Source organism: Auritidibacter ignavus, from assembly GCF_003703835.1.
Taxonomy (GTDB): domain Bacteria; phylum Actinomycetota; class Actinomycetes; order Actinomycetales; family Micrococcaceae; genus Auritidibacter; species Auritidibacter ignavus.
Window position 1 is genome coordinate 1 of sequence record NZ_RDQR01000028.1, and the last position, 11,968, is coordinate 11,968.

An 11,968-nucleotide genomic window follows, 5' to 3' on the forward strand; every position below is an offset into this window, starting at 1 on the left:
GCGCTACAATGACTTCCATCCGCACTCATCACTGGGCTACCTCAGCCCGCGGCAGTATGCGGAACAATGGAGACAAGAAAACACGGTCAACGCTTAAACCAAGTGGACCTAATTCTTAGGCCACCCCCTTGAGTCGTTGTTGGATGCGTTCGGTGTTGTACCACTGGATGTACTCGTCGATTGCCTGGTTGAACTCTGTGACGGTGTCGAAGACTTCTCCGTGGTACATCTCGGTTTTCAAGTGCCCGAAGAAATTCTCCATGACCGCGTTGTCGTAACAGTTGGCTTTACGCGACATCGACTGAGCGCCACCGTTGTCATGAATTAGGTTGCGCCAGGACGAATGCTGGTACTGGAAACCTTGATCGGTGTGCATCATCCACCCAGGTTCAGGCGCACACGTTTTAATCATCTGAGTTAAAGAATCGGCGGTAAACGCTGTCGACGGCGATGTAGCCACTGTGTGGGCAACGATTGAACGGTCGAACAGATCCATCACCGGTGACAGGTAGACCTTGCGGCCTGCGACCCTGAACTCGGTGACGTCGCTGACAAAGACGGTGTTTGGCTTAGTTGGGGTGAACTTGCGGTCAAGTGTGTTTTCAGCAATGTGGCTGAACGTCCCGCTGTAGGAAACATATGGCCTACGCTGGCGGACCTTGGCTCGATTGAGCGCAAACTGGAGAAACTCAACACCGAACTCACTGAGCTAGAAGAAAAAATGGCCGCTCACGACCAGACAGATTTCGAAGGGCTTGCGGACCTGACTGTCCAAGCTTCCGGGCTCCGCGAAGAGATTGATACCAAGGAATCCCGTTGGCTGGAGTTGCTCGACGCGGTAGAGAGCTAACTAGCTTTTAAGTTCCGTCCGGCTGGGTTGGTGGGCTGGGAAAGATCCGTTGGGCCAAATCTACGACTGCATGCAGGGCGGGGTTGTTATCGTGACGTCGCCAGATCATTCGCACCTCCAGCGGAGGTTGGGAGATGTCCTGAATTCTGGCGAAGCTCACGTTTTCGTGGGGCACATTGGTAGCTATGGAATCCAGGGTGATACCACACCCCATCCCCACGGCCACGAGGACCACCAAGGTCCAGGAATCAGGTGCGGTCTGTGTGACGCGAGGAACGAATCCGGCGGTATTGGCCAGAGCATTGAAGCGGTTGGGTAGGGCGGCCCCAAACCCGGAAGGCAGAGAAATCCAATTCTCGTGAGCGAGTTCTCTGAGATTGACCGCGGGGCGACCAGCCAAGCGGTGGGACGCTGGTAAGGCCACAATGACTTCTTCAAGCCCCATCAGGTGGGAACTTATTTCTGCCGGGAGGAAATCCCATCGCCCGATGGCCAGATCGACGCTGTGGTCCATCACTGATTGCAACGCCTGGTGAGAGAACTGAGCTGAGTTGTACTCTAGGCGTAACCCAGCGCGTTCTGTTCGCAAGGCTTTGGCTAACCGTGCAACCTGGGTATTGACCGATGCACCGGCAAATCCAATCCGCACGTAACCGGCCGCTCCACTTATGGTGTCCTTTACCGTTTGACGAGCTTGATTCGAGGCGGCAATGAGATGCTGAGCGGGCTCCAATAAGGCTTCACCGGCTGGAGTCAGAGACACCGTCCGTGTGGTGCGCTCAAAAAGAGTTGCACCGAGTTCACGTTCTAGCTGCTGAATCGCCCGCGAGAGAGGCGGCTGGGCCATGCGGAGGGATTTCGCAGCACGACCAAAGTGCAGTTCCCGGGCGACCGCCAGGAATTCTTTGGCCTGCTGGACTTCCATCATGTTCCCCCGCGAGATATTAGTACGGTCTGCGTATCAATATTTCCTTATCTAATATACGGGGGGAACGAGCTACACAGCGGGAACGGTGTGCTCCGGACGAAGCCCACCGGAGAGTAAATCCATCGTCCAGGTAACATAGTGTGGTGCCTGGGCAGGCAGATGGTGTCCGGTTGGGGCAACGATGACTCGCACATTCGGCGGCAGCGATGCCTGTTGCAAATTGTTCAGGTACTCCGCACGGTCGGCAGCGCCGGTGATGACCGTGGTGGGGACGGTGATCTGTTCCAGGTGGTGAATCCCTTTGCCTCGAAAAATCACCCGCCGCAGTGCGCCTTCCCGCGCTCGAGTGCTGTGACGTCCCCAGACATGGAAACCCAGTAAATGAGCCGCGCCCCAGCCGACGGAGCGGAAGCGCGAGGTCATCAGGAATTTATACAGCTTGTTGGTCTGTTCGATGCTGGCCTTGGCCTCATGGGAGTCTCGGAAAAGTGGCGCATTGAACATGACGAGTTCGGAAACGAGGCTGGGGTACTTGCGAGCTAACTTGAGAGCAATCAGGCCACCAAGGGAGTGTCCCACCAGAACGACAGGCTGGCCACCACTGATCGACAGCAACGCATTTTTCACGTGCTCAACGTGCTCGTTGTAATCGTAGCTTGCAGCTGGAACACGAGCTGCGCGTCCAAAGCCCAACAGATCAACAGTCGCCACACGGTAGCCGGCAGCGGTTAGTCGTCTGCGCGCCGGATTCCAGTACTTCGCGGAGGTGAGTAAACCGTGCAAGAGCACCACGGGGTGAGACTCTCCGGGGTACTGATGAATGAACTCATCAACTGTGGCAGTCATGGCAACTCTTCTTCGTTCTCGAGGGTTGGGCTATGCAAGATCCTTACAAAATGGACAGTCGGTTTTCGGACCGGTGTACATACTGTAACACCACGGTTTGAAGAAATTTACCTCATGTTTGCTTTTGGGGTGGTGTTTTCAGGCACACTGAACGTATGGATGACAGCACCTCTCTAGGACAGGGCAGAGGCGTCATCGTCGATGGTCACGGCACCGCCCGAAGCCCGTGGGCGATGAGTAGCCAGCTGATGCAGGATTACTACGACAACGAATGGGGTGTCCCCATCACGGATGAAGCTGGGCTTTTTGAGCGGATCAGCTTAGAAGTCTTCCAAACCGGCCTATCTTGGCGCACCATTTTGACTAAACGCCCCGCCTTTCGCAAAGCCTTCTGCCAGTTCGACCCCGATGAGGTCGCGACCTTCGACGAGGATACGGTGGAGAGTTTGGTACGCCTTGATGGGATTATTCGGCACCGGGGGAAAATTCGGGCAACCATTGCCAACGCTGTGGCGACGCGTGCGCTGCGCGATAAAGGCGGGCTGGTGCAGTTGGTGTGGTCGTTTCATCCAGAGACGACGCCCATGCCACGCACCAGCGATGAGGTGCCCACACAGTCAGCTGAATCGGTAGCGCTGGCTCGCGCGCTGAAGAAATCCGGTTTCCGGTTTGTGGGGCCCACCAATATGTTCGCGATGATGGAGGCTATTGGGATGGTCGATACCCATCTGCTGGGTTCGTTCCGGCGCGGGGTCTCCGGTCTTTTTGATTCCCAAGGGAACCGGATGAAAAGGCCATGGGACGAAACCGGGTGACCTGGGGCAGGGATAGTGCTAAGACTCTCGGGTGGCCTCAATCCAGCTGAGGTATTCCTCGGTGACATCGCCGGTGGTGTAGTGGCCCGTAAAGCACGACAGCTCCAAATTGGTGACGTGAGATCCAGTAGTGATGGCCTCCACCATGGCATCCACTTCTTGGTAGACCAGCCGGTCAGCCCCAATGACTTGGGCTACTTCGTCTTCGGTGCGGTTTGCCGCAACCAATTCGCCTCGGGTGGGCATATTGATACCGTACACGTTGGCGTAGCGGATCGCCGGCGCCGCCGACGCGAAGATCACTTTGCGTGCCCCGGCATCCCGGGCCATCTGGACAATCTGTTTGGAGGTGGTTCCGCGCACGATGGAGTCATCGACCAGCAGTACCGATTTGCCCTGAAATTCTTCGGGTAGCGCATTGAGTTTCTGACGCACTGACTTCTTTCGAACCTTCTGGCCAGGCATGATGAAGGTACGACCCACATAGCGGTTCTTATAGAAACCTTCGCGGTAAGGCAGGTTAAGGGAACGGGCCAGTTCCATGGCGGTGGGACGCCCGGAATCTGGGATAGGCATCACCACATCAATATCGCCCAGATCCAAAGTGGCGCGAACCTTGGCGGCTAGGGTCTCGCCCATGCGCAACCGTGCTTGATAGACCGAGATCCCGTCCAGGGTCGAGTCCGGACGTGCTAAGTACACGTACTCGAAGGCATCCGGAACCAGACGTGGGTTCTCTGCGCACTGCCGGGTGAAGAGCTTTCCACTATCGGAAATGAAAATGGCCTCACCTGGAGCGACGTCTCGGACCAACTCATATCCACCGGAGGCCAAAACCAGAGACTCGGAGGCCACCACCCATTCGGGGTCCCCGTTGTCATCAAACCGACGGCCCAAGACCAGTGGGCGAATGCCGAAGGGGTCACGGAATGCCAGCAAGCCATAACCGGCTATCAAGGCAATCGCTGCATAGGTGCCGTTGACACGCTGATGGACGGTGGAGACAGCTTGGAACAGGTCATCTTCAGTGGGCTCTTTACCAACCAGCGAGTTTTGCAGAGCGTTAGCCAGAACATTCAGCAAAATTTCGGTGTCCGAGGAGGAGTTCAGATGCCGGCGGTCAACGTGGAAGAGCTCTTTGGTTAGTTCGCGTGTGTTGGTGATATTACCGTTGTGCACCAGGGTAATGCCGTACGGGGCATTGACGTAAAAAGGTTGCACCTCATCTTCATTGCTGGCCGAACCACTGGTGGCGTAGCGGACATGCCCCAACCCCACATTGCCCAGCAAAGTACGCATATCCCGGGTCCGGAAGCATTCGCGCACATGCCCGCGGTGTTTGACGGTGTGGAAAGTGGAGTGTTCATCGTAGGTTGAGATACCGGTGGAGTCTTGACCGCGATGTTGCAACAGCAACAATGAGTCATAGATACTCTGGTTAACCGGGCTGGTCGAAACGAGACCGACAATTCCACACACGACGGTGAGCTCCCTCTACATGGGTATACGGCAGATGACCGAACCATTAAATCACTATTCGGTACCGACGGTGTACTTGAAGACAGCGGGACTACCAGCACCAGCCGATGCACAGACAGCACAGCAGACAGAACGTGTCGCCCCGATGATTCACAACCACCACAAGGACCACCCGGCAGACCTGGCGGTCCGAACTGCCCAGCACCCCGATGTTCTTCCGGCGTTGCGGATGCGGAACCTAGCCAATCGCAAGGTAAAGGTATATGCCGGGTTGGGCGACGAGCGGTTCTTCACCCGGCTGGAAGAACGACTAGACCAGGACGTGGCCTGGTCTCAGCGTGGCTTGGCTGCCGAGGCCGATCTGGTCATTGCAGAGACCGGGCCCAAAGATTTTTCCGAGACCTCTGGGATTATAGCAGTGGCGGGAGCTACTCCGGTGTTACCTGAGGATGCCGAGACCGGGGTGGGGATTCAGATGGGTATGCTTTAGGTTCACCCCGTCTGGGAACAGCGTGAACGGCCGGACCAAGACACCGACAGCCCCGGTTCAGGGTGCGATCCACCTTATGAGAAACGGTCTTAGCCGGACGTCCAGCGTTGGTGTGGGTCCTCGCTGAAGATCAGGACACCCGAGATGTCTATGCCCGCCACGGCTTTGTAGCAGATGGACAAAGCGAAAAACTCACCGGCGACTGGGAAGGGCTGACCGAGATACGGATGGTCCGGAGCCAGTCGGTGACCGGGGGAGCTTTGATAACCTAAAGGTTATGTCGGTCACCGATCTTACGGCCTCTACACAGAACTACCTCAAAGCCATTTGGACGTTGCAGGAATACTCTGAAGATCCCGTGACGGCCAAAGTTCTCGCCGAAAAAATCGGGGTGCGGTTATCCTCCGCATCGGATGCGGTCCGGAAATTGGCTGACCAACAACTCGTGATCCACCAGCCCTATGGTTCAGTGGAACTCACAGCCGAAGGAACGGGCTATGCCATCGACATGGTGCGTCGCCACCGGCTGATCGAGGCCTTTCTGGTCGAAACACTGGGATACCGATGGGATGAGGTTCACGAAGAAGCCGACGCGCTCGAGCACGCGGTCTCGGACATGATGATCGATCGCATTGACCAACACCTCGGATTCCCGACCCGTGATCCGCACGGTGATCCCATCCCGCGCAGGGATGGCAGTATTGACGCCCCCGAGCTCGACTGCTTGTCCGTGTTACACGTAGGAGACCGGGCCCGTATTGAGCGCATCTCAGATGCGGATCCGGCGATGCTACAGTTTTTCGACCGCCAGGGACTACACCCCGGAGTGGAATTCACGATCGTGCCGTCGGCGCCTTATTCGGGCTCGATGGCCGTCTCAGTCGGCGAGGCATCTACCGAGCCGGTCTGGCTGGGAGTTGACGCCACGAATAGCATTTGGGTGTACCGTTTGTCCTCGCCTGAAACGTCCTGATTCCGACTCACGGCCGGAAGTATGGCACAATGTTTGGGGTGTTCGTGATCCGCCATGGTGTAACGGCAGCACGCCAGCCTTTGAAGCTGCGCGGTCTAGGTTCGAATCCTAGTGGCGGAACTGGAGAGCGATTTTAGCCTTCATCTCACTCTGTGCCGATGACCAAAGGAAGTGACCAGGTGACTCAGCCTCCCGCTCCAGTAGCCGTGATCGTTCTGGCGGCCGGCCAGGGCACTCGGATGAAATCTTCTACTCCGAAAATCCTGCATCAAATCGGCGGGCGCTCACTCGTTGGCCATGCGCTTCACGCAGCTCAGAGCGTCAACCCTGAACATCTCGTGGCGGTAGTGCGTCACGAACGCGATCGTGTGGTGGCACACCTGCAAGAACTCGTGCCCGAGGTTGTTATCGCCGACCAGGACGAGATTCCGGGCACCGGTCGGGCCGTGGAACAAGGGCTCCAGGCGCTGCCGGCCGACACGACCGGAACCGTGGTAGTCACCTACGGTGACGTCCCGTTGCTGACCCCGCAAACCCTGAGCACGCTGGTGGCCTGTCACCATGACCAGGGTAACGCCGTGACCGTGCTGACCGCAGAGGTCTCCGACCCCACCGGATACGGTCGTATCGTCCGCGATGACCAGGGCCTTGTGGAGCGCATCGTCGAGCACAAGGACGCGCTACGTCATGCCGAGGAAACCGGCGATGACTCGCTGGTGAACATCCACGAGATCAACTCTGGGATCTATGCTTTCGACGCTCAAGTGCTGGCTCGTACGCTGGCCGAGGTCTCCACCGATAACGCTCAGGGTGAGAAGTACTTGACGGATGTGCTTAGCCTGGCCCGCGCCGAGGGCGGCCGGGTCGCCAGTTGGGTCACCACCGATGTGTGGGAGGTTGAAGGCGCGAACGACCGTCGTCAGCTGGCAGCCTTGGGCGCCGAACTGAATCGTCGGATCACTGATTTTTGGATGCGTCAGGGCGTGACCATCGTTGACCCGGCCACCACCTGGATTGACATCGAGGTTGAGCTGGCCGCCGACGTCACCATTAAGCCGGGAACCCAGCTCCACGGCTCTACTCGGATTGCTCCCGGCGCCACCATTGGCCCAGACACCACGCTGACCGATGTCCATGTCGGTCAGCACGCGACCGTCAAGCGTACCGATGGGACCGAGGCAATGATTGCTGCGGGAGCTAAAGTGGGACCATTCACCTATCTGCGCCCCGGTACCGTCCTGGGAGAAAACGGCAAAATCGGTGCCTTTTATGAAACCAAGAATGTCACCGTAGGCGCTGGGTCTAAACTCTCCCACCTGGGGTATGCCGGCGACGCCGAGATTGGAGAGAACACCAATATTGGATGTGGCAATATCACCGCAAACTATGACGGGGTCAATAAGCATCGCACCGTGATCGGTTCCGAGGTGCGCACTGGATCTAATACCGTCTTTACTGCTCCGGTAGAAATCGGCGATGGCGCCTACACGGGTGCGGGCGCTGTGGTACGAGACAATGTGCCCGCTGGGGCCCTGGCCATCAACCAGGTTTCTCAGCGCACCATTGAGAATTGGACCATCACCAAGCGTCCCGGTACGGCTGCCGCTCGAGCCGCAGAAGCCGCTGGAGAAGCATCTGAACACACCGATGGCGACCGGTCCGCGAACTAGTCACTAGCATCTCGCTGTGATGACGAGCCACAACACAACTTCCACAACGGCGACGGGAAGACAAGAACCTCTCAGGCCTGCCGTTGAGGACAAAAACTACATAGTGTAGTTTGCAAGAACTATCGCACGCACATTTCTGTCGAGGGAGTCGATCGTTGAGCGAGATTAGTCATCACGAAAATAAGAAGCTGGTCCTGGCTTCGGGCCGGGCGCATCCCCAGTTGGCCGATGAAATTGCCGAGGCCTTGGGTACTGAGCTTCTCTCGCTGTCAGCCTACGACTTTGCCAACGGGGAGATTTACGTTCGCCCCGGCGAATCGGTGCGTGGTAAAGACTGTTTCGTCATCCAGGCGCACCCAGCACCGTTAAACAACTGGCTGATGGAGCAGCTCTTGCTCGTCGATGCGATGAAGCGTGCCTCAGCACGACGGATCACCGTGGTCTCGCCCTTCTACCCGTACGCGCGTCAGGACAAAAAGGGGCGTGGACGCGAACCTATTTCCGGACGCCTGGTCGCTGATCTCTATAAGGCCGCTGGTGCCGACCGCATTATGTCGGTGGACTTGCACACCGCTCAGATTCAGGGGTTCTTCGATGGACCGGTGGATCACCTGTTCGCAGTGCCCATCCTGGCCGATTACATTCGTGGCAAGGTTGGCGACTCCGAGGTTACGGTGGTCTCTCCGGATACGGGACGCGTGCGGGTCGCCGAGCAGTGGGCCGATCGGCTGGGCGGTGTCCCGCTGGCTTTCGTGCACAAGACCCGTGACCTGACTACTCCGAACAAAGCTGAGTCGAAAACCGTGGTCGGTAAGATCGAGGGTCGCACCTGTGTGCTGATCGACGACATGATCGATACCGGTGGCACCATCGCCGGTGCGGTGCGAGTGCTGAAAGAAGCCGGGGCGAAAGATGTCATTATTGCCGCTACTCACCCGGTCTTCTCCGACCCTGCCGCCCAGCGGTTAGCCGAGTGCGGGGCCCGTGAAGTGGTGGTTACCAATACCTTACCGATTCCGGCGGCCAAAAAGTTCGAGAACCTCACCGTGCTCTCCATCGCTCCACTGATAGCGCGGGCCATCAAGGAAGTCTTCGAAGACGGTTCTGTCACCAGCCTGTTCGACGGCAACGCCTAAGAACTGGCGATCGGCCGATCACTAGCCGGCCCTCGTTACTTTGTCGAGTCCATGATGGTCCCACACTCGCCTGCGCAGACACCCAGATCGCTGATAGAGCGTCTGAAAACTGACGCGACCTATCTGGGCCCGGCGGAACGTAAAGTCATCGTGGCAGTCATCGAGGCATTCGAACAGATACCTGATCTATCTGCCACCGATCTGGCTGCTCGCGCTCAAACATCGGCGGCTACCGTCGTGCGAGCCGCACAGAATTTGGGCTATTCAGGCTTTCAGAGGCTGAAGGATGAGATCTCTCGGTCTCTTCTCGCCCAAGCTGACCAGTCGCAGGTGGCCACTGCCCAGGGGCAGCTCAGCGGTGCCGTGCAGCTGTCCGCGTTGCAGTTGTTGAGTCGAGATGTTTTTGCTGCTGCCCAGAGCGAAATCGCCCTGACTGAGCGAATGCTTGCCAGCGAGGTCATGGAGCAGGCGGTCACTGCGGTGGCGTCGGCGAAGACCATTCTGTTAGTCGGCACCGGAGGTTCAGCAATTCCGGCCCAAGAGGCCGCGCTACGCTACACCATGTCAGGCTTAACCGCCGTGGCCCCCGTCGATGTCCTGGGGCAACAATTTACTGCTCGGATGCTCTCTGAGCGGGATGTCTGTATTGCGGTGAGCTACTCGGGAGCCAATAAACACACTCTCGACTCCGTGCGAGCCGCCCAAACTGCGGGGGCACTCATTATCGCTATTACGAGCTCTGGGATTTCTCCTCTGGCTCAACAAGCAGACCTGACGTTGACTGCTGGAAGCCGAAACGACGACCAGGAAGTGCTGGTGTCCAGAATTTCCCACACCTTGGTGCTCAACATCTTAGGTCTCGCCGCTCAGCGTCTCGTGTTTCACGATGCCGAACCTCACATGGGACCTTCAGAAAAACTGGGTCCGCTACTGTCCGACGCGCTCGAACCTGACATCTCTGAGGTCGAGGATTAATCGAAAAAATCTCACGTGGTAACAATCGTCACATCGGTTAGCTGAGATTGTTAAACCGTTGTCGCGACCCGTTCACGGTGTATTTATCTTCGCTCGTTCTACTGGGGTGTAACACCGTTTCATCGATAAAGTAACGATGAAATGTGTGGGCCTCGTTGAGAAATATACCGTGAGGAGGGCGAGATGGCACCGTGGGGCGATCCCAACAGTATTCATAACCTGCGCCCTCTTCCCGGAGTGACCAGCACAGCCAAGGGCCCCGCTAAGATTTACCGCTCGTCGGTTCCGGGGAAACTTCAACTCTCCGCTCCCGAATTGTGCGCCGTCGATGGGATTGGGACCGTGATCGACCTGCGTGAGCCAGAAGAGATCCTTCAGCGCCCGGACACACTGCCAGAGCACGTTGGCTATATCAATATTCCGCTCTATCGGGGACCAGTTCCCAGAGACGAGCCCATTTTGCAGGTCTATTCCAGACTCATCACCCAACGCGGTGCTCAACTCGTCTGCGTGTTAAAAGCTGTCACAATGGCGCTCGATGATGGCGTACTCATTCACTGCACTGCCGGAAAGGACCGCACGGGACTTGTGGCAGCGCTGGTTCTTTCGGTGGCAGGAATACACCGGGACATCATTGTTGCCGATTATGCCCGCAGTGCTGACGAGCTACCGGACAGCTACCACGCACAAGTCGCTACCGAGATGTCGAGTCAATGGGATACCTCGTCTGAAGAATTCTCTCAGGCCCTCAGATTGCATACCCTCAGCCCCGCCTCAGCGATGAGGCACTTACTGGAACACCTAGACCATCGTTACGGTTCAGTCGCGCGTTTTCTTGACTGCGTTGGTTTCAGCCTTCCTGAGCAACGCGTACTGGCTGAGCATCTGCATGCGAGGCGAGAGCCGAAGGGGGCCTGAGATGGCAGACTCATGGCACATAGCTCACTTAACCGACCCGCACCTGACCGAAAACCAGCAGACCCTGTATGGTGGCTCAATCGACCCCTGGGGGCAACTGCGTCAAACATTCGAGGCCCTCGCCCGCGGTGACGCTGGTTTACCGGATGCCGTGGTAATCAGTGGCGACCTATGCCAGCGTGGCCATGATGCCTACGCTGAAGTCGCTGGTTTTCTTACCGAGCAACGAAGGCGCTTGGGCTGTCCGATCCTTGTCGTTCCAGGTAACCACGATGAACCGGGGGCGATCGATGCTCGTTTTCACGATCCTGACACCAGCCATACTGATCCCCACGATGCAAGCAATAGCATCATCGCGGTACCCGGTCTGCGACTCATCGGGCTCAATACCCATGGTTATGGCCACCCACACGGTTGGCTTGAGACCACCTCATTGGATTGGCTAGAACACCACATCCGCCAAGACGGCACCGAGGACATTGTTTTAGTTCTGCACCATCCGCCGGTACCGGGGATGATCGCCGGCCTGCGTCACCGCGGTCTCCTCGATTCTGACTCTCGCCGGCGGCTCGCAGAGATTATGACCGGTTCGCGGGTTTGTCTGATCCTGAGCGGACATTACCACCTGAATCAATACGGCAGCTTTGCCGGAATCCCGGTCAGCGTTGCTCCCGGAATCGCCTATAGCAACGACCCCCTAGCCCCCAGAGAAACAATCCTGGCGCGGGCGGTCTTTGGATTCGTTCGCGTTGAACGAGAACCCCCAGGGCCCCCGGATATCGTGAGCAGCCTTCTTCCCTGTTCAGAACCATCCAGAGTGGTTTTCACTCTGGAGGCTTCTCCCTCGTCCCCCTAAACCCTGACCAACCCGAAACCACTGTTCACCGA

General features: G+C 57.5%; 13 protein-coding genes, 1 tRNA gene and 1 pseudogene. 11 read left to right on the forward strand and 4 right to left on the reverse strand.

Features of this window, described 5'->3' with window-relative positions:
• Positions 1 to 115: 115 nt before the first annotated feature.
• A pseudogene (locus DYI20_RS11170) lies at positions 116 to 667 on the reverse strand (IS3 family transposase); the annotation flags it as partial.
• On the opposite strand from DYI20_RS11170, the gene DYI20_RS11175 reads away from it, so the two are divergent.
• On the forward strand, positions 611 to 850 hold the full coding sequence (locus tag DYI20_RS11175) for an ABC transporter C-terminal domain-containing protein (protein ID WP_122549500.1): 240 nt from the start codon (positions 611 to 613) through the stop codon (positions 848 to 850). The pseudogene DYI20_RS11170 and the gene DYI20_RS11175 overlap by 57 nt on opposite strands.
• A 7-nt stretch (positions 851 to 857) precedes the next feature.
• On the opposite strand, the gene DYI20_RS11180 is transcribed toward DYI20_RS11175, so the two are convergent.
• A complete protein-coding gene (locus DYI20_RS11180) occupies positions 858 to 1,778 on the reverse strand; it encodes a LysR family transcriptional regulator (RefSeq protein WP_243857622.1) in 921 nt (306 codons plus the stop codon).
• Positions 1,779 to 1,847: 69 nt separating this feature from the next.
• Positions 1,848 to 2,624, reverse strand: coding sequence for an alpha/beta fold hydrolase (locus DYI20_RS11185; RefSeq protein WP_122549502.1), 777 nt, complete (start codon positions 2,622 to 2,624; stop codon positions 1,848 to 1,850).
• A 155-nt stretch (positions 2,625 to 2,779) separates the two neighbouring features.
• On the opposite strand from DYI20_RS11185, the gene DYI20_RS11190 reads away from it, so the two are divergent.
• A complete protein-coding gene (locus DYI20_RS11190) occupies positions 2,780 to 3,439 on the forward strand; it encodes a DNA-3-methyladenine glycosylase I (RefSeq protein WP_122549503.1) in 660 nt (219 codons plus the stop codon).
• 18 nt (positions 3,440 to 3,457) lie between these two features.
• On the opposite strand, the gene purF is transcribed toward DYI20_RS11190, so the two are convergent.
• On the reverse strand, positions 3,458 to 4,918 hold the full coding sequence (gene purF, locus DYI20_RS11195) for an amidophosphoribosyltransferase (protein WP_110101132.1): 1,461 nt from the start codon (positions 4,916 to 4,918) through the stop codon (positions 3,458 to 3,460).
• 34 nt (positions 4,919 to 4,952) lie between these two features.
• Between purF and DYI20_RS11200 the strand changes: the two genes are divergently transcribed.
• The 9 genes from DYI20_RS11200 (at position 4,953) to DYI20_RS11235 (ending at position 11,936) form a co-directional block, all read left to right on the forward strand.
• Positions 4,953 to 5,408: a hypothetical protein gene (locus DYI20_RS11200; protein WP_110101131.1), complete on the forward strand. Its 456-nt coding sequence runs from the start codon at positions 4,953 to 4,955 to the stop codon at positions 5,406 to 5,408.
• A gap of 110 nt (positions 5,409 to 5,518) precedes the next feature.
• Positions 5,519 to 5,680, forward strand: a complete 162-nt coding sequence (locus DYI20_RS12405; RefSeq protein WP_158524753.1) for a hypothetical protein — start codon at positions 5,519 to 5,521, stop codon at positions 5,678 to 5,680.
• A gap of 5 nt (positions 5,681 to 5,685) precedes the next feature.
• Positions 5,686 to 6,381 carry a metal-dependent transcriptional regulator gene (locus tag DYI20_RS11205; protein WP_110101130.1) on the forward strand — a complete coding sequence of 232 codons (696 nt, stop codon included), beginning with the start codon at positions 5,686 to 5,688 and terminating at the stop codon, positions 6,379 to 6,381.
• Between the two features lie 48 nt (positions 6,382 to 6,429).
• Positions 6,430 to 6,501, forward strand: a tRNA-Gln gene (locus DYI20_RS11210).
• A gap of 59 nt (positions 6,502 to 6,560) precedes the next feature.
• Positions 6,561 to 8,051, forward strand: coding sequence for a bifunctional UDP-N-acetylglucosamine diphosphorylase/glucosamine-1-phosphate N-acetyltransferase GlmU (gene glmU, locus DYI20_RS11215; RefSeq protein WP_183145632.1), 1,491 nt, complete (start codon positions 6,561 to 6,563; stop codon positions 8,049 to 8,051).
• Between the two features lie 155 nt (positions 8,052 to 8,206).
• Complete coding sequence (locus DYI20_RS11220; RefSeq protein ID WP_110098809.1) at positions 8,207 to 9,187, forward strand: ribose-phosphate diphosphokinase; 981 nt, start codon at positions 8,207 to 8,209, stop codon at positions 9,185 to 9,187.
• Between the two features lie 51 nt (positions 9,188 to 9,238).
• Positions 9,239 to 10,162 (forward strand): MurR/RpiR family transcriptional regulator, encoded by a 924-nt coding sequence (locus tag DYI20_RS11225; protein WP_122549504.1) that lies wholly within the window; start codon positions 9,239 to 9,241, stop codon positions 10,160 to 10,162.
• A gap of 183 nt (positions 10,163 to 10,345) precedes the next feature.
• Positions 10,346 to 11,080, forward strand: a complete 735-nt coding sequence (locus DYI20_RS11230; protein WP_110098807.1) for a tyrosine-protein phosphatase — start codon at positions 10,346 to 10,348, stop codon at positions 11,078 to 11,080.
• Position 11,081: 1 nt separating this feature from the next.
• Positions 11,082 to 11,936, forward strand: coding sequence for a metallophosphoesterase (locus DYI20_RS11235; protein ID WP_166769877.1), 855 nt, complete (start codon positions 11,082 to 11,084; stop codon positions 11,934 to 11,936).
• Positions 11,937 to 11,968 lie beyond the last annotated feature (32 nt).

Bases quoted from the DNA above. Each gene is read 5' to 3' on its own strand.
- DYI20_RS11180 (WP_243857622.1), bottom strand. From the start codon at position 1,778: ATGATGGAAGTCCAGCAGGCCAAAGAATTCCTGGCGGTCGCCCGGGAA.
- DYI20_RS11185 (WP_122549502.1), bottom strand. From the start codon at position 2,624: ATGACTGCCACAGTTGATGAGTTCATTCATCAGTACCCCGGAGAGTCT.
- DYI20_RS11190 (WP_122549503.1), top strand. From the start codon at position 2,780: ATGGATGACAGCACCTCTCTAGGACAGGGCAGAGGCGTCATCGTCGAT.
- DYI20_RS11200 (WP_110101131.1), top strand. From the start codon at position 4,953: ATGACCGAACCATTAAATCACTATTCGGTACCGACGGTGTACTTGAAG.
- DYI20_RS11205 (WP_110101130.1), top strand. From the start codon at position 5,686: ATGTCGGTCACCGATCTTACGGCCTCTACACAGAACTACCTCAAAGCC.
- DYI20_RS11225 (WP_122549504.1), top strand. From the start codon at position 9,239: ATGATGGTCCCACACTCGCCTGCGCAGACACCCAGATCGCTGATAGAG.
- DYI20_RS11230 (WP_110098807.1), top strand. From the start codon at position 10,346: ATGGCACCGTGGGGCGATCCCAACAGTATTCATAACCTGCGCCCTCTT.
- DYI20_RS11235 (WP_166769877.1), top strand. From the start codon at position 11,082: ATGGCAGACTCATGGCACATAGCTCACTTAACCGACCCGCACCTGACC.